A 20149-nucleotide genomic window follows, 5' to 3' on the forward strand; every position below is an offset into this window, starting at 1 on the left:
AAGGAGTTTATAATGATATCATCATCGGATTGGAATTTAAATACTGCTGCTACAACTTCAGGTACTACTTCTTCAGGAAGTATTAGTGGAACAACTAGAACAGATTCAAGCAGTAGCTCAGGAATAGTGAGCAATCCAAACGCTACCTTAGATAAGGATGCGTTTTTAAAACTTCTTTTGATAGAGCTTCAACATCAAGATCCAACAGATCCTATGGATAGCGATAAAATGCTTACTCAAACTTCGCAGCTTAGCGCACTTGAAATGCAGCAAAATACCAATACAACTATGCAAAAAATGGTTGAAACTATGCAAAAGCTTTCTGATTCTTTTAGTACAAGTATGAGTACTTCAGCTTTAGGGGCTATTGGTAAAATGGCAACTGTTTCAGATAATAAAATCAAACTTACAGGTGCAGATGAGCTTATCGCTCTTAAAATGTATTTGCCTGAAGATTCTGATGAAAACGGTGTTACGCTAGAAATTTATGATAGCAATAATAAACTTGTTTTCAGTGAAAAAAGCGATGCTAAATCTATTTCTCAAGGTTTATTTACTATGGAGTGGCCAGGAAGAAATAACGATGGGGTTTATGCAGGTGATGGTGAGTACACTGTTAAAATGGTTTATAATAATAAAAATGGTGAAAAAATCACTGCAAATTACGGAACTTATCCTATCGAAGGTGTTGTTTTTAAAGATGGTGTTGCCTATGCAAAAATGGCTGGACAAGAAGTTCCTTTTGATGCAATACAAGAAATAACAGATTATAAGCTTGGTTCATCTTCATCTACTGGAGGAAGCGGTTCAAGTGGAGACTCAAGTGGTGGTTCAAGCGATGGAGATTCTTCTGGGTCTGGATCTACAGAAGATGGCGACAAAGAGGAAAAGGCATAAGCCATGATGAATTCATTTTATAATGGGATTTCTGGAGTAAAAAGCAATAGCTTTGGTATTGATATCACTGCTAATAACATAGCAAATGTCAATACCACGGGCTTTAAATACTCTGATGCTCAATTTAAAGATATTTTTTATACTACCATAACAACCCAATCAACCAACCCTGCTCAAGGTGGTTATGGTAGCGGTGCAGCATCTTCTCAAGTTGTTTTCGAACAGGGTTCTCCTGTTGCAAGTGATGGCGAATTTGATGTGGCTTTGCAAGGAAAAGGATTTTTTGGGGTTTTAGGGGCTGATGGCAATGCTTACTATACTAGAAATGGATCATTTAGAAGAGATGCCAATGGATATTTGGTAGATTCTTATGGAAATTTTGTTTTAGGAACAATGAATCCTGCTTTTACTGGTATTAACTATAGCGATAGAGTTGCTGGGCTTATGGGGGATTATCTTAACACAGGAACTCCGGTAAATAATGGTTTTACTGTAAATTCAAATAATTCTTTCAGTATAGGCACAACCGCTTCTCAAGGGGCTATTAAAGTACCTGTGAATATGTATTTACCTCCTCAAGTAACTCAAAATGTAAAATGGAGTGGAAGTTTAAATACTAACACAACAACAGAAGTAGTTAAAGTAGATCTTGATCCTAGTAAATTTAACATTACAAAAACTGAAGATGGAAAATATGTAGTTAGTGGTAGTGTTAGCAAAGAAGATGTGTTTAGTGCTAAAGCGGGTGATAGGATTATTTTAAATTTCACTGATGATAATGGCGTAAAAACAAGCTTTGAAGCGACTTTAGATGAAAATCTAAATTTTAAAAGTAACGAGCTTGATTTAAAAGGATTGGATGAAAATAGCATCAAGCTTGATACAGCTCAAATTTCAACAGAGCAACAAAAAGCCAATAAAGATATTTTAGAATCCCCTATTTATAATGCAGATGGAAGTAAAAGCACTTTAAGGGTTACACTTGAAAGAGTTTTACCGCAAGAAGGCGATAATATACAATATAAAGCTATTGCACAAATTTATGATTCTAATGGCAATGCCGTAGGCAATCCGACTGAAGGAAATATGGTTTTTGATAAAAATGGTGCTTTGCTTCAAAACAATATTACAAGCATTGCAAATCCAAATGGTGGAACAATTAATATTGATTTAGGTTCTCCTTATGATGCTAACAAGCCTGGTTCGGGTTATAGTGGGATTTATATTAAAGAAGGCGTCGAAAAAAATGTAGTTACACAACAAGATGGTGTAGCTGAAGGGTTTTTTGAACAATATAATATATCCGATGATGGAAGTATTGTTGCGCAATTTAGCAATGGTAAAAATGCCATAGTTGGAAAGCTTGCTTTATATAATTTTATCAATGAGCAAGGATTAGTTGCTATGGGAGATAATATTTTTGCAGCAACGGCAAATAGCGGTGATGCAAGTTTTATTATGAAAGATGGTCAAGTTGTTAATACAGCTAAATTTAAAGGCGGATTCTTAGAACAATCAAATGTTGATTTAAGCGCAGAGCTTTCAAACCTTATCGTAACTCAAAAAGCCTTTGATGCAAGCTCAAAAAGTATCACTACAAGTGATCAGATGATACAAAAAGCCATTAATATGAAAAGATAATTCTTAGGAATTATCTTTTTCTAATTTTTCAAAAATAATTTTAATTTCTTCTATGTCGCTTTCGCTATAATTATGGCTTGATTTAATATAACTTACTTGCTGTCCTTTTTCAAGATATAAAACCTTTTCATAGTCTTTTAAATTTATATGATGTTTTAGTTCAAGGTTGGTGTTTGTGTTAGGATAAAATTTTAAAAAATTATCTTCTCCGATATTTTCGGCTTTTATGTATATTTTTACATTGTAAACCATTTCATTTAAGAAATTTAATTTCGCATCAATTTGATATTTTAATTTTATAAATTTTTTATACGAAATGCTAAGATGATTGTATTTTTTTATGATATCGTGATAAAGATTTGAAAATTTCATTTCTATGGCGTTAGGATTTTTAGTCTTTTGAAGTTTGATGATTTTGATTTGATTTTTGATTAGATAATCATAGTAATTTTGCATTTTGCTTATGGTGTCATCAAGCTTACTTTTTATTTTAAGGCTTAGATTTTTAAGATTTTCGCATTCTGTATCTGAGTTGTTTTCAATAGAAACTAGTGGTGAAACTACGATATTGTTTTTAAATTTTATATTGTTTGTTATGATTAGATTTTTTCTTGGATATAAAGTATTATCCGTTAGTAAATTGCAAATATAAATATTTTCTGCTTCTATTTTTCCACCCATGCAGTTTTTAACAAATACATTTTTAGCTATAATTGTCCCATTTTCTAAATTTTTTATATATACAGTGTCAGCTTGCAAAGTTCCTTTGTGTGTTGTAATAAAAATATCTTGTGCAAAAATTTCGCTTTTTGCATGAGTTAAGCCTTTGATACTGATATTTTTTCCATAAAGTTTTGTTGCTCCAACATTCCCATTTACTTTTATATTTGAAGCTTGAACATTTACAATACCTGATTTAATAGCATCATCACTTATATCAAAATTAGTGATTTCTAAGTTTATATTTTCATCGATATTTGTTTTGATTGAACCGGTTGTTTTAAGCCCTATTTGTGATAATTTTAAATTATTTGCGATACAATATCCTGCATGATCTTTGTTTAAAAATCCATAATTGGCGCTAAAATATTTAATTCTATCTTCTAATTCTTCTGTGTAAATGCTTTCATCTTTTATGATAAAAGGATTATCAAGAAAGGCTATTGGATTTAAATGAAGTATCTCTCCTCTTAAATTTCGTCCTTCTTTTCCAAGAATTCTATAAATGTATTCAAAAAGTAGCTCATTTTTTTCAATAGGTTTACAGTAGTTTCCTTCATCATAGTTAATATTTTCGTCAAAACATTCTTCGTTAACATCTCTATGATAAATAATTTCATCACTTTTATGTTCAATCTTATCTACACCTTTGGCAATTTCAAGCTCTATTTCTTTAATAGATGGACTTTTTTGTATTGATAAGATAAAATCATCAATCTTGTCAAATAAATTTTTATCAAGTCTTAAGATTAAAAATTTTTGTTTGATCATTATTTTGTAGATATTTTGTAAAATATCAAATTTTAAATTAGGATAATATTTAAAATTTTCTGTAAGGTTGATACTGGCTTTTAGATGGGTTAGGTTGGAGTTGGATCTAAGTTTGACTGTAAAAGGAAAACTTTGGGTTTTTGGGTAAATTTCTATAAGAAATTTTTGCACTATGGTATTGTAGTTTTTTACAAAAAAATCATCTGCATAAAATAAGTCAAAATCCTTTCTTTCATAAGTTTTTGTTTTTGCTGGTTTTACACTAGAACACAGAAGTTTAAAATCTATAACTCTAAAATCAAGAATTTGTTCTGTGTTTGCTTGTTCATGATTTAAACTTTCAAAAGGATTGAAAGTTTCTAAGGTTTTTACTTGAAAATTCATCTATCCCCCCCCCCATATCATTTTTTTGAGTCGTGAAATGGTGATTTTGTAGTGCATCTTCAAAAATAGCATTGAATTTTTCGAAATTTTGATTCAAATCAAAATAATCCAAATGAACTAAAATTTGCCCACATTTTTCGCACTTTAAGGTATTTTCTTTGCTAACAAGCTCTTGATGTATAGTCTGTGGAACTGCATGGATACGCAAAGAACAATTGCAAATATAATCATGAGTTTTTTCAGCTCTTAGGTCTTGTTTGATTGATTTTAGTTTTATGTATTGTTCCAAGGTATAATGGATTTCTTGAAGGTGTAGGGTTTTTTTTGTAAAATTAGCTATCCATAAATCTTCATTAGCAAAATGATCTAAAATCCAATCTTTGGTTAATATGGAAAGTTCTTGAGACATTTTTACAATATTATCTGAATGCTCTAAAAGCTCTTTAGTTTTTTCTACTAATATTTGATGAGATTTTTTATGTTCTTCAATCAAAGGAAAATCAATGCTTTCCATAAATTTTTCTTCATCTTTAAAATGAATTTTGATGTATTGAAATAGTTTTGCAAGAATTTGTTTTAGATCATCTTTATACTGTGTATTGTTTTCTTGAATTTTGAGAGCTAAATCATTTGCAAGATTGGTAATTTCAAAAATTAGTTCATGTTGTTTGTCCAATTGCATATTTTTAATGCTAAAATCTCTACTCCATTTAACTTTCATATTTTTTCCTTGCGATATAAATTATTTTTATATCGTATTTTTAGAGAATAAAATAATAGTTTTTATAAATAAATTTTAAAAAATGTATAAAATTTTAACCAATTTATTATTTATATATTATTTTTTTAGTTTTATAATTCTCAAGGCTTTTTAAGTATATTGTGATATAATTTTAGAGCCTTTTCTTAGACCTGTGCAATGCTATTTTTAAGCACCGCTTCAGGGTGGGAACACAGCAGAGCACTTGATTTTAGTGTGTGCCGCAGTTATCTGGGGAAGGGTTTTATTCATTTTAAAATTCCCATTTTTCAATTAGGCTAGCTTTTTTATAAATTAAAAATTTATTTAAAAATTATAATTTTAAGATTTATTAAAATATTAGTTAACTAGAATTTCATTACCAATATCAAAGGATAAACAATGGATAGAAAGAAAATTCCCTTGTTGGTGCTGCGTATTTTAATTGCAGCTGTGTTTTGGCCTATACCTACTCCTTGTAGGTTTGGAAAATAATTCTTGGCATTTTCTTGGGCTTTTTATTGCTGTGATTATGGCAGTGATTTTACAAGTAATGCCTTTGGGGGCTGTTTGTATGATAGCTATTGCCATAGTAGCTCTTAGTGGCATTACCACTACCCAATTGAAAATCTAAGTAAAATTTACACCAAAGCTACTTCGAAAACTTCTACGCAACAACTTATTGATGAGACTAAAATTTCCTTTAAATGCTTCAGTACTTGATTTTTTATATCAAAAGAGTATAAGATGAAAAGGTAAATACTGCTATATCAAATTTAAAATCTAAAACGGGTATAAAAGACGCTTTAAGTGGTTTTTCAAATTCTCTTATTTAGCTTATAGTTATTCTATTATTGTGGCTCGTGGAGTTATTAAAACAGGACTTGGAGAGCATTTGGCTTATCATTTTATCAGTATTCTTGGTAAAAAAAACCTTAGGTATTGCTTATTCTATAGCTTTTTGTGAAACTATTTTAGCTCCAGTTACTCCTTCAAATACTGCAAGAGCAGGGGCTATCATAAATTCTATAGTTCAAGTTATTGCAAGAAGTTTTAAATCCACTCCTGAAGATGGAACACAAAATAAAATAGGCACTTATCTTTCTTTGGTAAATTATCAAGAGCCAATCCTATTTCATCAGCTATGTTTATTACAGCTACAGCTCCAAATCCTTTGGTGCTTTATTTTCTCTCTCCGCTAGAAATTAAATCCACGCCTAATGCTTCTACTTTTGCTAAAGATAAATTAAAAGAACTTGTAAAAATGAAAAATAGTGAAAAAATCATGCTCAGTGTTTTTGTCTCGCTTTTACTTTTATGGGCTGGAGCTTTGGGCTTGTTTTTTTGGAATTTCTCTTGATGCGACTAGTGTGGCTTTGCTTGGGTTGTCTTTGGTGTTGATTAGTGGAGTTTTAACTTTTGGGGAAGTTTTGGCCGAAAAAGCTGCTTGGAATACTTTAGTATGGTTTTCAGCTCTTGTAATGATGGCAACTTTACTTGGCAAACTTGGCGTTACACAGTTTTTAGCTGAAGCTTAAGGTGAATTTGCTTCTGCTATGGGACTTGGGGAAATTTCTATTATGATATTTTTAAGCCTTGCTTTTTTATATACACACTATTTCTTTGCTTCCATTACAGCTCATATATCAGCAATGTTTTTTGTTTTTTATAGTGCAGGGCTTGCCTTAGGAGCACCACCACTTCTTTATGCTTTTATTATGATAGCTTCAGGTAATGTTATGATGGCATTAACTCACTATGCAACAGGAACAGCTCCTGTTATTTTTGGAACGGGCTATGTAACTCTTAAAAAATGGTGGAGTATAGGTTTTGTGATTTCCATAGTTGATATAGTAGTGATGATAGCTGTTGGGCTTTTTTGGTGGAAAATTTTAGGATTTTATTAATAATTTCTAGGAATTAATTCCTAGAAATTATTCTATAAAACCGCTTGCTATGACTTTATCATGATCATAAAAGACTGCCATTTGTCCGCTAGCAAGTCCATAAACAGGATCTTTTAGAGTGATTTTTGCGCTTTTATCTTCATAAATTTCTACCTTACAAGGTGTAGATTTTGAACGATAGCGGATTTTTACTTCGCAATCAAGCTCTTTAGCGTCTATAAAAAGATTGATATTTTTTAGCTTAAATTCACTGATTTTAAGTTCTTCTTTGGTTCCTACGATGATTTGATTTTGCTTAGGATTGATTTTTAAAACAAAATGTGGTTCATGTGCCCCACGCACTTCAAAGCCCCTTCTTTTGCCTATGGTATAGTGCATATAGCCCTCATGTTTGCCTACCACTTTTCCGCTACTATCTAATACTTCTCCAGGAATTTTTGTATCCATAAACTGATCTAAAACTTGCACATAAGTATCTTCAACAAAGCAAATTTCAGAACTTTCCTTTTGAGTGGCAAAAGATTTTAAAACCTCTATAGTGGAAGCAAATTTTTTCACATCTTCTTTTTTCATTTCGCCTAGCGGAAAAATAAGATATTTTAAAGCTTCTTTATCTGCGCTAGCTAAAAAATAGCTTTGATCCTTGCTTTCATCTACCGCGGTTTTTATTAAGTTGTTTTCAAGTCTTGCATAATGCCCTGTGGCAAGTTTTTCACAACCTAAACTTTTAGCAAATTCTAAAAGTTTTCCAAGTTTGATAAAGCGGTTACATAAAGCGCAAGGATTTGGTGTTTTACCCTCTTTATAAGTATCCACAAAAGGCATGTAAACTTTGTTTTTAAAATCTTTTTGTAAGTCTAAAATATGATAAGGAATTTGCAAAAAGTTTGCAACTTTTTCTACTTTTTTGATATTTTCTTCGTGGTAATTTGGCTTGCCATGAAGCTTCATATAACAACCTATAACTTCATGACCTAAATTTTTAAGTTTATAAGCAGTGACTGTACTATCAACTCCACCGCTCATAGCGACTAGAATTTTCATTAAATTTCCTTTAAAGTATTAATTATAAAATCTAAGTCGTCAGTGATTTTATACTTTAACTCATCTCCTTTAGAAATCACTTCAAGTTTGAGTAAAGAATTTCTGACGAACTCATCAAAACCTCGCCAAAATTCACTCCCAAACAAAATAATAGGAACATCTTTTTTAAATTCTAATTGTTTTAATGTAAGAATTTCACACAATTCATCAAGTGTTCCAAAGCCGCCTGGGAAGATCACAAAAGCTAGACTCTTTTCAATAAGAGCCATTTTGCGTATGGCTAAGCTCTCAAAAGTAATATTATATTCTACAAAATCATTAAGTTTTTGCTCGTGAGGTAAAAATATATTAAACCCTACAGAACTCATTGAATTTGTATTATTTTTTTGTGAAAAAGCACCTTCGTTGGCTGCACGCATAATACCACCACCTCCACCACTTATCACACAAAAACCATTTTGAGCACATTTTTGTGCCAAAATTTTAGCCTGCTGATAATAAAAATTATCTTCTTTAAGTCTTGCTGAACCAAAAAAAGTAATAGCCTTTTCTAGATCGGGTATATTTTCAAATTTTTCAACATCTTTTATGATTTTTGTATCCATCAAATACCTTTTTTGGCAAAACTATAAAAAATCATTATAGCTAATTTTTTTAAATTTATAGAGTAATTTTATCTTAATTGCTCTAATCTTTCTTTTTTAGATCCGATTTCTGTGATTTGAACACCAAAATTACCATCGACAATTACTACTTCGCCATAAGCAATTCTTTTATCTCCGATTAAAATTTCAAGCGGATCGTTTGCAAGTTGATTAAGCTCCACAACTGAACCTATATCCATAGTTAAAACATCTTTTAAAAGCATTTTTTTATTGCCTATACGCACACGCACAGGCAAACGAACATCCATGATAAGATTGATATTTTTAAGTTCTTCGCTAAGCATTATCGCTTTTTCTTCAGCGTTGTGATTAGAATCAGTGCTTGTATTTCCTGTTTCAGCAGGTTTTCCACTTAGAATGTTGTGAAGTGTTTGATCCATGGCTAAAGAAACTTGTTCTTCTAAATCGCCTATTTTTACATCATATAAAAATAATTTTTTAAAATCTTTAAAATCTACGCTTTCAGGCACAAATTCACAAGATTCTATACTAAAATCCATTTTTGGAATGTCTTTTTGAGCTCCTAAAGTTGTAGAAAATGCTGAAATGATATTTTGGATGGCTTCTTTAGCTGCATCCATTTCATCAGGACCTAGTTTATCGTTTTTGGTGATCTCTTCTTCACCCATCATCCATTCACCAATAGCACTCATTAAAACAGCACCGGCTAAAATTCCTATTTTTCCACCATTTGCTATATCAAATATAGCATACACTAAAGGTGCTTTTAAAGTATCGCTTGCATTGACATCAAATTCTTTGTATTCGCTAAATTCAGCACTTTTTCCTGTTAAACCTTCAATGGTGCTGATGCATTCATTTGTAAACATTTTTAAAAAATCATTGATCATATTTCTTCATCCTCCTCTTCAGGCTCATCATAAACACTAGCTTTAGCTTTACGTTCTTCTTCGTATTTTTCCAAAATTTCTTTGATTTCATCTTTATCTGTGCGTATGAGTTCTAAAATTTTAATAGATTTTCTAAAACGATGCAATCCAATTTGCGCTAAGAAAACATCTTTTTTATCGATGCTTACTATAGCTTTATCATCTGCTTCTCTATCAAGTCTTAAGATATCGCCTTGTTTAAGTTCTAGAAATTCATGAACATTAATTAAGGTTTTTCCTAAAATTGCCTCATATACCACTTCAGCACGACCGATTAAAGTTTTAAGTTCTTTGTTGCGTGATTTTTTGGCTGAGGTTTCACCCATCATAATGTCGCGGTTTGCCAAACGGCTTAATATACTTTCTAAATGCACTACAGGATAGCAGATATTTACCATACCGCTTGAATTTCCTATGATGATTTCCATTACTACCATGATAACAATCTCATTTTGAGATACGATTTGCACAACATTTGGACTTGATTCTTTAGCTTCTATACTAGGATAAATTTCAGTTACAGTAGCCCAACTTTCTTTAAGTCTTTGCATAATGATACGCAAAATAGAATCAAGCAAATTAAGCTCAATATCCGTAAGCTCACGCGAAGCTTCATAGCTATCGCCTTGACCACCTAAAAGCCTGTCTATCATAGGAAAAGCTATGCTTGGATTGATTTCTAAAACACAGTTTCCATCTAAAGGTTTGATAGAAAAAACGTTAAAACTTGTTGGGCTTGGCAAAGACATTAAAAACTCTCCATAAGTCATCTGATCGACTGAATGAAGTTTAGTTTCAACAATACTTCTCATCATTGATGAAATTTGAGAGGCTAAATTTCTTGCCAATTTATCATGTATGCCTTTAATCGTCCTAAGTTGTTCTTTTGAAACTCTGTTTGGACGCTTAAAATCGTATACAACGATATTTCTTTCATCTTTTTCATCTTTTGAATTTGAGGCTATGGGTGTGTCGGTGTTATCATCGACAACTTCAAGTAGAGCATCAATTTCTTCTTGGGAAAGTATCTCAGCCATTACACTAGCCTTTCTCTAAGTTTTTTAAGAAGTTTTTTGTGAATTTGTGAAATTCTGCTTTCACTGATTTGTAAAATTTCACTGATTTCTTTTAGGCTTAATTCTTCATAATAATAAAGCTGAATAATTAACTGATCGCGCTCTTTAAGATCATCTAGCACTTCGTGAATTTTTTCTAAAAGTTCTTCTTTTTCAATTTTTTCTAAAGTATTGTCTTCGTTATAAAGTTCGATTTGCTCATCGATGGGCAGGGTATAGCTAATAGCATGAGCTGTTCTTACCTCTTTGATTTTTTCTACATCTAAATCAAGTTTTTTGGCTAGATACTCATCATCAGGTTCACATTCATTCTCAAGGAAATATTCATCCATGATTGCATCAATATCTTTAATAATTTTGCGATTATTGCGACTCATTACATCAAGACTTCTAAGATAATCAAGCATAGAGCCATTAACTCTTTTTCTTGCAAAACCCCAGAAGTTATTATTTTGTTCTTTATCGTAACGGCGTGAAAGCTTTATCATTTCTTCAACGCCTATGCTAATAAGATCATTAACATCTATGCTTGAAGGCAAGCGTTCTTTTAGTCTAAAAGCCATAGCACGTAGAGCTGGCATGTAAGAAAGTACAAGCTCATCTTGCTCTTTCTTTAGCATTTGTGCATAAGCTTTAGGCGGCTCTTTTAGCATTTCTTCGTCTTTCTTTGGATTCATTTTTCTTTAGCTCTTCTCTTTCTTCATTGAGCTTTTCTAAAATTATATCCATTTTCTTTTCACGAATAACTAAATCGTTGATAATATTATTGCTAGTTTTTTCATAATCGTGTTTATTAAAGATTCTGCCACTAATTTTCTTTACATCTATAAAATTCATAATAGCAATATGAACAAAAACATAAAACATAAAAGTAATAAAACAAGTAAAAATCAGTATATCAAAGGCTTCATCTATACTAATAATGCTAAATGCAAGTCCTATAAAAAATCCACAAACAGTGAAAAATGCTACGTAATTTTCTGGCCTCATAATCTCTTCTCTTTATTGCTAAAATCTTTCAATAATTTTTCTAAAAAAACTTGAAAAACTACGATTTGAAACATTATCAAGCACTTTCCGTTCCAATCTATATAAAAGCTTGGAGGCTAGGGCTTTAAGCTCATCACTTGAGGCTGTGTTTTCATCGCTAAATAAAGTTCTTTTTTTAATACTACCACTTACATCTTTAGAAGCGCTTAAATGACCTAAGAATTCTAAATTTAAAGGATTTTTAATGTTTGCATCTGCAACTTTTTTAATATTTTCAAAAACTTTTAAAGCTTCATTTTCATTTTTTACAACATTAAAGAGCATTAGTAAATTTTCTTTTGTCTTAGAAGTTGTTTTTATGGTTGCATACGCATCAGTGATTGCTGCAGGATCAGGAACAGTTACTACTATAACTTCATCAGCCATTTCTAAAAAATTTAAAATATTTCCACCAATACCCGCACCTGTGTCGATAATAAGAAAATCAAGCTCATCTAAAATACTTGCTTGATTTAAAAATCTCTCGTAAATATTTTTATCATTATATTTTAAAATCTCATCTCCACTTTCGCCTGGGATGAGCCATAAATTTGGCTTAACTTCTATTAAAATATCTTCCAAAGAACATTCTCCGCGTAAAACATGCAAGAGATTTTTTTGTATGCGTACATTTAAAATGACATCCAAATTTGCCAAGCCAATATCAGCATCAAAAAGCCCAACTTTATAGCCATTATTTGCTAAAACATTGGCTAGATTTGCGCTAATCGTACTTTTTCCAACGCCACCTTTTCCACTTGTAATAGCTATAAAATGAGTGTTTTGGGATTTTTTGGTTCCATTTTGACTCATGAGATTGCGAAGTTTATTTGCTTGGTTATTCATTATTTTTTCCTTTGTTAAACCCTTCTAAAATACAATGAACTAGAAAATCACTATTGGCTACTTCTAAATCATCTGGCACTTCTTGTCCTGTAGAGAAAAAGCTTAGAGGAATATTTGTTTCATAAATAAGAGAGAAGATATTTCCAAAAACCTTTGTTTCATCAAATTTAGTAATAATCAAAGTATCAATATTTAAGAATGAAAAATTTTTATAAATTTCCATTAAATCTTCATGTTTGGTGTTTGCAGAAACCACTAAATTTACATCAATTTCTGCATTTGAGTGCATTAAAAATTCTTTAGTTTTAGCAAGTTTGCTTTGATCGTATTGTGAATTTCCTATAGTATCAACTAAAATTACTTCGCAATTATTTAAGCTTTTTATCGCTTCATCTAAATCCTTTGGTTCTATGCTATCAATAATAGGAAGTTTCATCATTTTTGCATACTGAAAAAGTTGCTCAACCGCACCGATTCTATAAGTATCAAGCGTAATAATACCTGTTTTATAACGCTTATCTCCATAAGCATAGCGAAAAGCTAACTTAGCTAAGGTTGTTGTTTTTCCGACTCCTGTTGGGCCTACTAGCATCATGATTTTTTGTTTTTTTATATCGCTTTCAACACGACAAGGCAAGATATTTCTTAAAAGTGAGTGAAAATATCTTTGAACCGCATCTTTGTTGGTTTTCATAGCAGCTGGCATATTTTCTATAGTTGCTTTCATAATCGCTTCTAGATGATTTTCAAGCATTCCACTTTCTTTGGCTTGTTTATAAATACTTGCAAATTCAGGAGGTATCATAAGATTTTTTCTAGCTTCAGCTTTATCGTCCCACATCATATCTGCAAGAAGATCTATTTTATCGTTAAGCTTGTTGATTTGTTTTTCAAATTGCTTTTCAAAATTTTCTATTTTTTTATTATAATTTGGATTAGGGGTGTAATTTTCTAAAGGTGTGTTTGTGACTTTAGAAATTTCATTGCTAACTTCACTTAGTTTTTCTTTAAAATCATCAAAGCCTAGAGTCTTATTTTGATGAGGGTTGATTTTGTTTTGTGGAAAATCTTGATAGGTTTTTTTAGTTAAGTCATTGTTTTTTACAGTGTTTAAATTTGTATTTAAGCGAGTGTTTGAGAAATCCAAGACTACATCTTCATCTTCTTGAGGGATTTGAGATCTAATTTTTTCTTCTGCAAGAGAGGTAGAAGATGGTTTTGGCGAGCTTTTTTTTGCAGGTAAAGATTTTCCTTGTTTTTTTAAGTGTTCTTCATAGTCGCTTTCTTCTATGGCTACCATAACCTCATAAAGCGCACTGCGATTTAAGGTTTTAGGACGAATTTGTTTATTTGTTATAATTAAAGCTTTATCTCCGTAATCTTCTTTTACTTTGGGTATAATTTGTTCTGTATCTTCAACAGTAAAAGTATGTATAAGTTGTCCCATTTATATTCCTTATATCATGCCTAAAGGCAAAATTACACTCACTCTTTCTTTAGCCCCTTTATGAGGCACCTCACACCACTTATCACGCTTGACTTTTTGTGAAAAGTATAAAAGATCTAAATCAAGCGTTCTAGGAGCGTTTTTGAAAGTTCTCTTGCGTTTAAATTTTACTTCATAATAAAGTAAAACTTTCAAAAGTGCTCGTGCATGCAAATTAGTTTGTATCAACATAACAGCATTGGTAAAATCTTTTTGCTCTTTAAAACCAAAGGCTTCATTTATCAACATAGGAGATGTGGATAAAATTTTAAATCTTTTATCATCCATCATTACTCGAAAAAGCATATCAAATCTTTTTTTTTCGGGCTCTATATTGCTTCCTAAGCCTATAAGAGCTAAATATTTAAAAGATCGTATATTTTGACTAAAAAAAGGAAAAAAACGACTTTTTTCAAAGTGTTTTACTCCTTGAATTTTTAGCATTATTATTTATTCGTTTGTTGTGCTTGTTGCATCGCGCGCAAATTTTTTATTTGTTCGCAAATTTGAATTATACCCATTAAAGCCAAGTGATAGCCAAAAGGACCAAAACCAACAATAGTTCCAGAACATACAGGCGCTATAAGACTTTTTTGACGAAATTCTTCTCTGCGATAAACATTGCTAATATGTACTTCAATTGTAGGTAAAGCTACTGCTGCAATAGCATCGCGAATAGCTACTGAAGTATGAGTATAGCCTGCTGCATTGATAATAATTCCATCAACTGTTCCAAGGCATTCTTGAATTTTATCTACGATTTCACCTTCAAAATTACTTTGGAAAAAGTCAAGTTCTACATTGTTTTGCGATGCTGCAAGTTTCATTTGCTCATGAATTTCTTCCATTTTCATAGCACCATAAATTCCCACTTCTCTTACGCCAAGCATATTAACATTTGGGCCTTGGATAATCATTATTTTCATGGATTTAACCTTAAAAATTTATTTTTAACCTTTTATTATAACATTTTAAAAATAAATTTTTGCTACAATGTAATTTTTGAAAGGAAAATCGTGTTTATAGCTGCTGCAAGATATCTTTTTTTATGCGATGAAGATTTTACAATACTAGAAAATCAAGCCTTTGTTTTTGAAGATAAAATTTTAGAATTGGGTGAATTGGATAATTTAAGAAAAAAATATCCCAAGGCTAAAATTATCAAAACACCTAAAAATTCGGTTATTTTACCTGCTTTTATAAATCCTCACACACACTTAGAATTTAGTGCAAATTCAACAACTTTACATTTTGGAGAATTTTTAATTTGGCTTAAAAGTGTTATAAATTCTCGTTCCATGTTAAATGCGCAGGCCAAAGAAGAATTAATACTTCAAAGCATTAAAAAAATGCAAAAAAGCGGTATAGGCACTATAGGTGAAATTTCAAGTTTTGGGAGTGATTTAGATCCTTGTTTAAAGGCTAGTCAAAAGGGTATACGTGTAGTATTTTTTAATGAAATTTTGGGTACAAATGAAAATCAAGTTGAAGATAAAAAACAAGAATTTTTAAAAAGATTTGAAAATTCTTTGAAATTTAAAAATGATTTTTTTATCCCAGCAATTTCGATTCATTCTCCTTATTCAACTCATCCTAGTTTGGCTTATTTTGCTCTTGATTTAGCTAAAAAGCAAAATTTACTAGTTAGCACGCATTTTTTAGAAAGCAAGGCTGAAAATATCTGGCTTAGAGAGTCTAAAGGGGGGTTTAAAAAATGGCTTGAAAATTTCACACTTCATCCTAAGCCTCTTTATGCACCAAAGGATTTTGCTAAACTCTTTAAAGGAGTAAGGACTCTTTTTACGCATTGTGTTTATCTAAAAGAATATGAATGGTTGGATAAAAATTTACATTCTATTACACATTGTGCATTTTCAAATCGCCTTTTAAGTCAAAAAAGCTTAGATTTAAAAACAGCTTTAAAAAGTGGATTGAATATCCATTTAGGAACCGATGGACTTAGCTCAAATATTTCATTGTCCTTACTTGATGAAATGCGCGCGAATTTGCTTATACATAAGAATTTTGATTTATTAGAGTTAGCCTCTAAGCTTTTGCAAATGGCAACGCTTTATCCTGCAAGGGCTTTAAATTTAAATTTAGGAGAGCTTAAAAAAGGTAAAATTGCTGATTTTAGCGTATTTGAGCTAGGAGAATGTGATAAAAAGCAAGCTCCTTTGCAGTTTATTTTAAATGCTAAGGAAGTGGATAAATTATTTATAAAAGGAAAAGAATGCAAATTTTAAAATCATTTTTTAAGGCTTTAGGATGCGGTATAAAATTTATCAATACTTATTTTAAAACCTTTGTTTTATTGTTGATTGTTATATGGATTTTAATGCCTAGTGCAAATTCAAGCTCCAATCTTGCAAATTTAGAACGCATTGATTTAAAGGGTGAAATTTTTGATAGCTCTGCGGTTTTGGAAAAAATTATCAATGCTAAAAATGATAGCAATATTAAAGGAGTGCTTTTTGTTGTAGACTCTCCTGGTGGAGCTTTTGCTCCTAGTATGGAACTAGCTCTAGCTATAAAGGATTTAAAAATTAAAAAGCCTGTGCTTGTTTATGCAAGCGGAACTATGGCAAGCGGAAGTTATTTAGCAGGAGTTGGAGCTAATAAAATTTTAGCCAATCCAGCAAGTTTTATAGGCTCTATCGGTGTGATTATGCAAGGAGCTGATTTAAGCGGATTGGCTAATAAACTCGGTATTAAAGAACAAACTATTCAAGCAGGTGAATTTAAAAGTGCTGGAACTTTTGCAAGAGCTTGGAATGAGAATGAAAGAAATTTTTTACAGGGTTTAATTGATCAAAGTTATGATCTTTTTACAGGTTTTGTTGCCAAGGAAAGAGCATTAGATCTTAATAAAAAAGATCAATGGGCAAATGCAAGAGTGTTTTTAGCTGCCAAAGCTAAGGAGCTTGGTCTTATAGATGAGCTTAGTAATTATGAAAATGCTAAAAAGGAGCTTGAAAAACTTGCTAATGTTTCAAATCCTGTTTGGAAAGAAGAAGATAAGATTGATAAATTTCTTAATCGCCTAGAAGGACAAACATCAAGCTTGATAAGTAAAAGCTTAATCGAAATCGCTTATAAGACTAATAGCAGTTTTATAAACGCTAGATAAAATATATAAATATTTTTATTTAATTTTTGTAATATTTTTATGCAATAATTATTTATATCTTAGATAAGGAGTAAAATAATGAAAAAAAATATTGTTTTTTTCGAAGTTAAAGGTGGGAGTGATAAAGGTGAAGATGGTTATAGAAAAGATACTATGCCTATGGTAAATGCCTTAAAAGCTAAGGGTTGGAATGCTGAGGTGATTTTTTTTGAAGTGGGTAAAAAAGATGAAATTTACAAATATGTAAAAGAAAATTTTGATGGTTATGTTTCTCGCATCAATCCTGGCAATCTTAAAGAAGAAAATGAGTATTTTGATATGTTAAGAAAACTTTGTGCCGATAAGCTTGTAGGTATGCCTCATCCTGATGCTATGATAGGTTATGGCGCTAAAGATGCGCTTACAAAATTAGCAGATACTGATCTTGTTCCAAGCGATACTTATGCTTACTATGATATTAAGACTTTTAAAGAAAATTTTCCAAAAAGTTTGGCTAAAGGTGAAAGGGTTTTAAAACAAAATCGTGGCTCTACAGGAGAGGGAATTTGGCGTGTGAGTGTAGAGGGTAATGTTAGTGGAGATAGTTTGCCTTTAAACACAAAAATCAAATGCACAGAAGCTAAGGATAATCATGTAGAACATAGAGAACTTGGAGAATTTATGGATTTTTGTGAGCAATATATCATAGGTGATAATGGTATGCTTGTGGATATGACTTTTTTACCGCGCATTAAAGAAGGTGAAATCAGACTTTTAATGCTTTATAACACCCCTGTAAATGTAGTGCATAAAAAACCAGCTGAAGATGCTGATGCTTTTTCTGCTACGCTTTTTAGTGGGGCAAAATATCGCTATGATAAGCCAGAAGATTGGAAAACTTTGGTGGATATGTTTTTAGGCGAGCTTCCTAAGGTAAGGGAAAAATTAGGCAATTACGACTTACCATTGATTTGGACGGCTGATTTTATTTTAGATACTGATGAAAAGGGCAATGATAAATATGTTTTAGGCGAGATTAATTGTTCTTGTGTAGGCTTTACTTCCCATTTAGAACTTGCTGATGAAGTAGCTTCAAATATTATTAATATTGTAAGTAAAACTAAGGCTTAGTCTTTAAGTTTAATGTCCATTTTATTATTGCAAAATGGACATTCTTTTTCTATTGTTTTTAAGTTTGAGCTATATTCTATCGGGAAAAAATTTTCACAAAATGAGCATTTTGTATCTTTGGTTAGTATAGGATAGGAATAGTCAAATTTATCCAAAATAAAATATTTTATTTTTTTATCCATTAAATTTCCTTCTTTGTCTAACTTATACTTTATTTATTATTTTAACGCATAAATAGTTAATTAGAAATTTTCTGAATATTTTTTATAAAACTGTATGGCTTCTTTACATTTTTTACATTTAAATTTTACACCCTTAAGTTGAATTTTTTGATGAATTCCAAAAGGTACATCATGCATTTGTCCTACGCATTCACATGTATAAAGATAAACTGCATTTTCATCATCTTTTTCTTCTTTGACTTCTTCAAAGCTTACTTCCCCATCATCTTCAGAAGCTAAAGAAGATCTTCTGTATTGTTCAACTTTCATATCTTCATAGAGTATATGTTCTAAAAGCCATTTTTTAGAAACTGTGTAAAGCTTCTCTTTTAAATCATTAGTGGACTTTATATTTTTAATAAGATCTATCATGGATTGAATGATTTCTTTATGAATTCTTTTATGTTCTTCTAAATCAGGATATCCTATAAGTTTCATATATTTTTCTTCATCATTAAAATGATCTTTCATGTAGTTAAAAAATTCAGCCAATAAAGCTTTTACATCATCCTTGTAAACAGGTTTATCAAACATAAACTCTACTTTACCTGCAAGTTCAAAAAGTTTTTTGTGCTGTTCATCTATTTTTGCATTATGAACGCTATAGCTATCATCCCATTTTGGAAACATTTTTAATCCTTTAACTCACTTTTAACGTAGAATAAATTTTTTTGACATTTTTTACATCTTAATTGTTTTTTATGACAGAGAATGTCAAGGTGTTCTGTATATGAAAGTATATGATTTGTTCTGCAAGGGCAAGAATAGATAAATTCATATTCTTTATGTTTTACCTGTTTGGCGGTAGGAGTTGTTGGAGTGTTTTCGTATAATATTTCTTCATTGATTTTTTCAAGCTCTTCTTCTTGTTTGCTTAAAATTTGATCCGAAAGCCAATTTCCTATCATAACATCATGATGTAATATATGTTCTAAAAGCCACTCTGACATTATAGTATAAAGTTTTTCTTTTAAATCATTAGTGGTTTTTATGTTTTGTATAAGATAAGACATATCATGAATGATATTTTTATGCATGATTTTGTGTTCATTTAAATAAGGATAATGAATTTCTTGCATATAATCTTCTTCATTACTAAAATGTTCTTTCATATAGTTAAAAAGTTCTGTTAAAATTTCTTTTAACTCATCTCTTTGAACAAATTTATAAACCGCATTTTCTATTTTTGCTGCAAGTTCAAAAAGTTTTTGATGTTGAGCATCTATTTTCTCATCATTGATACTATATTTTTCATCCCAAACAGGAATTAATTTATCCAAGATCTTTACTTCCAAAACAAAAGTTTAATATATATTATTAATGATATATTACACATTTTAAATTTAAAATAAAATAAAAACTTAATATTTTTAAATAAGATATAAATAGTATTAAATATAAAAAGTTTCTATTTTTTATATATTAATGGCTTTTTTAATTAATAAAATTTAGTTGAAATATTTTTTAAAACCCTTCCGAATAAACCTTATAAAATTCTAAAGCTTCTCTACATTTTTTACATTTGAATTTCTTACCTTGTAATTTGATTTTTTCATGAATTCCAAAAGGCACATCATGGATAGCACCTGCTTA

The 20149-nt window shown here is 30.7% G+C and carries 22 protein-coding genes, 1 other RNA gene and 3 pseudogenes; 10 read left to right on the top strand and 16 right to left on the bottom strand.

Going from position 1 to position 20149, the window contains the following annotated elements; translation table 11 throughout:
* The first annotated feature begins 12 nt into the window (after window positions 1-12).
* Entirely contained in the window at window positions 13-897 is an 885-nt protein-coding gene (locus SR63_RS02185; RefSeq protein ID WP_147498342.1) for a flagellar basal body rod modification protein, read from the top strand.
* A 3-nt stretch (window positions 898-900) separates the two neighbouring features.
* The gene (locus tag SR63_RS02190; protein ID WP_002866624.1) at window positions 901-2538 is read left to right on the top strand and encodes a flagellar hook protein FlgE; all 1638 of its coding nucleotides are present in this window, start codon (window positions 901-903) and stop codon (window positions 2536-2538) included.
* 3 nt (window positions 2539-2541) lie between these two features.
* Here the strand turns inward: SR63_RS02190 and SR63_RS02195 are convergent, their stop codons facing one another.
* Both SR63_RS02195 and SR63_RS02200 read right to left on the bottom strand, forming a co-directional pair.
* The gene (locus SR63_RS02195) at window positions 2542-4413 is read right to left on the bottom strand and encodes a flagellar assembly protein A (RefSeq protein WP_147498343.1); all 1872 of its coding nucleotides are present in this window, start codon (window positions 4411-4413) and stop codon (window positions 2542-2544) included.
* Window positions 4370-5134 (bottom strand): hemerythrin family protein, encoded by a 765-nt coding sequence (locus SR63_RS02200; protein ID WP_002866622.1) that lies wholly within the window; start codon window positions 5132-5134, stop codon window positions 4370-4372. The genes SR63_RS02195 and SR63_RS02200 overlap by 44 nt, the downstream gene beginning before the upstream one ends.
* A gap of 182 nt (window positions 5135-5316) precedes the next feature.
* Here SR63_RS02200 and ffs point away from each other — a divergent pair.
* From ffs to SR63_RS08610, 5 genes and pseudogenes are all read left to right on the top strand, one after another.
* An RNA gene (gene ffs, locus SR63_RS02205) (signal recognition particle sRNA small type) lies at window positions 5317-5414 on the top strand.
* Between the two features lie 222 nt (window positions 5415-5636).
* Complete coding sequence (locus SR63_RS02210; RefSeq protein ID WP_002866621.1) at window positions 5637-5786, top strand: anion permease; 150 nt, start codon at window positions 5637-5639, stop codon at window positions 5784-5786.
* A 222-nt stretch (window positions 5787-6008) separates the two neighbouring features.
* A pseudogene (locus SR63_RS02215) lies at window positions 6009-6354 on the top strand (anion permease).
* Window positions 6297-6512: an anion permease gene (locus tag SR63_RS02220; RefSeq protein WP_002868356.1), complete on the top strand. Its 216-nt coding sequence runs from the start codon at window positions 6297-6299 to the stop codon at window positions 6510-6512. Before SR63_RS02215 ends, SR63_RS02220 begins: the two are co-directional and overlap by 58 nt.
* A 10-nt stretch (window positions 6513-6522) precedes the next feature.
* Window positions 6523-7059 (top strand): annotated as a pseudogene (locus SR63_RS08610) (anion permease).
* 27 nt (window positions 7060-7086) lie between these two features.
* Here SR63_RS08610 and mnmA read toward each other — a convergent pair.
* The 10 genes from mnmA to aroQ form a co-directional block, all read right to left on the bottom strand.
* Complete coding sequence (mnmA, locus tag SR63_RS02235; protein WP_002876927.1) at window positions 7087-8103, bottom strand: tRNA 2-thiouridine(34) synthase MnmA; 1017 nt, start codon at window positions 8101-8103, stop codon at window positions 7087-7089.
* Complete coding sequence (locus SR63_RS02240; RefSeq protein ID WP_002866619.1) at window positions 8103-8708, bottom strand: TIGR00730 family Rossman fold protein; 606 nt, start codon at window positions 8706-8708, stop codon at window positions 8103-8105. Before SR63_RS02240 ends, mnmA begins: the two co-directional genes overlap by 1 nt.
* 68 nt (window positions 8709-8776) lie before the next feature.
* A complete protein-coding gene (gene fliY / locus SR63_RS02245) occupies window positions 8777-9619 on the bottom strand; it encodes a flagellar motor switch protein FliY (protein ID WP_002860902.1) in 843 nt (280 codons plus the stop codon).
* Complete coding sequence (gene fliM / locus SR63_RS02250) at window positions 9616-10695, bottom strand: flagellar motor switch protein FliM (RefSeq protein WP_002851710.1); 1080 nt, start codon at window positions 10693-10695, stop codon at window positions 9616-9618. The genes fliY and fliM overlap by 4 nt, the downstream gene beginning before the upstream one ends.
* Window positions 10695-11387 carry an RNA polymerase sigma factor FliA gene (locus tag SR63_RS02255; protein WP_002876929.1) on the bottom strand — a complete coding sequence of 231 codons (693 nt, stop codon included), beginning with the start codon at window positions 11385-11387 and terminating at the stop codon, window positions 10695-10697. Before SR63_RS02255 ends, fliM begins: the two co-directional genes overlap by 1 nt.
* Window positions 11368-11724, bottom strand: coding sequence for a hypothetical protein (locus SR63_RS02260; protein ID WP_002854547.1), 357 nt, complete (start codon window positions 11722-11724; stop codon window positions 11368-11370). Before SR63_RS02260 ends, SR63_RS02255 begins: the two co-directional genes overlap by 20 nt.
* An 18-nt stretch (window positions 11725-11742) precedes the next feature.
* On the bottom strand, window positions 11743-12609 hold the full coding sequence (flhG, locus tag SR63_RS02265) for a flagella biosynthesis ATPase FlhG (RefSeq protein WP_002854691.1): 867 nt from the start codon (window positions 12607-12609) through the stop codon (window positions 11743-11745).
* On the bottom strand, window positions 12602-14056 hold the full coding sequence (gene flhF, locus SR63_RS02270) for a flagellar biosynthesis protein FlhF (RefSeq protein WP_002854264.1): 1455 nt from the start codon (window positions 14054-14056) through the stop codon (window positions 12602-12604). Before flhF ends, flhG begins: the two co-directional genes overlap by 8 nt.
* Before the next feature lie 9 nt (window positions 14057-14065).
* The gene (folK, locus tag SR63_RS02275) at window positions 14066-14539 is read right to left on the bottom strand and encodes a 2-amino-4-hydroxy-6-hydroxymethyldihydropteridine diphosphokinase (RefSeq protein WP_002851803.1); all 474 of its coding nucleotides are present in this window, start codon (window positions 14537-14539) and stop codon (window positions 14066-14068) included.
* A gap of 2 nt (window positions 14540-14541) precedes the next feature.
* A complete protein-coding gene (gene aroQ / locus SR63_RS02280) occupies window positions 14542-15021 on the bottom strand; it encodes a type II 3-dehydroquinate dehydratase (RefSeq protein WP_002852001.1) in 480 nt (159 codons plus the stop codon).
* A 90-nt stretch (window positions 15022-15111) separates the two neighbouring features.
* Between aroQ and SR63_RS02285 the strand changes: the two genes are divergently transcribed.
* The 3 genes from SR63_RS02285 (at window position 15112) to SR63_RS02295 (ending at window position 18335) form a co-directional block, all read left to right on the top strand.
* Window positions 15112-16341, top strand: coding sequence for a metal-dependent hydrolase (locus tag SR63_RS02285; RefSeq protein WP_002867098.1), 1230 nt, complete (start codon window positions 15112-15114; stop codon window positions 16339-16341).
* Window positions 16329-17225, top strand: a complete 897-nt coding sequence (gene sppA / locus SR63_RS02290; protein ID WP_002854721.1) for a signal peptide peptidase SppA — start codon at window positions 16329-16331, stop codon at window positions 17223-17225. The genes SR63_RS02285 and sppA overlap by 13 nt, the downstream gene beginning before the upstream one ends.
* Window positions 17226-17303: 78 nt before the next feature.
* Window positions 17304-18335: a Cj0069 family protein gene (locus SR63_RS02295; RefSeq protein WP_002851763.1), complete on the top strand. Its 1032-nt coding sequence runs from the start codon at window positions 17304-17306 to the stop codon at window positions 18333-18335.
* On the opposite strand, the gene SR63_RS02300 is transcribed toward SR63_RS02295, so the two are convergent.
* From SR63_RS02300 to SR63_RS08615, 4 genes and pseudogenes are all read right to left on the bottom strand, one after another.
* Complete coding sequence (locus SR63_RS02300; RefSeq protein ID WP_002867099.1) at window positions 18332-18517, bottom strand: hypothetical protein; 186 nt, start codon at window positions 18515-18517, stop codon at window positions 18332-18334. The genes SR63_RS02295 and SR63_RS02300 overlap by 4 nt on opposite strands.
* A gap of 60 nt (window positions 18518-18577) precedes the next feature.
* On the bottom strand, window positions 18578-19186 hold the full coding sequence (locus SR63_RS02305) for a bacteriohemerythrin (RefSeq protein WP_002854639.1): 609 nt from the start codon (window positions 19184-19186) through the stop codon (window positions 18578-18580).
* Window positions 19187-19188: 2 nt separating this feature from the next.
* On the bottom strand, window positions 19189-19836 hold the full coding sequence (locus tag SR63_RS02310; protein ID WP_002871084.1) for a hemerythrin family protein: 648 nt from the start codon (window positions 19834-19836) through the stop codon (window positions 19189-19191).
* A gap of 184 nt (window positions 19837-20020) precedes the next feature.
* A pseudogene (locus SR63_RS08615) lies at window positions 20021-20143 on the bottom strand (hemerythrin family non-heme iron protein); the annotation flags it as partial.
* Window positions 20144-20149: the final 6 nt, after the last annotated feature.

The sequence above is a fragment of the Campylobacter sp. 2014D-0259 genome (assembly GCF_008000505.1).
In the GTDB taxonomy this organism is placed as follows: domain Bacteria; phylum Campylobacterota; class Campylobacteria; order Campylobacterales; family Campylobacteraceae; genus Campylobacter_D; species Campylobacter_D jejuni.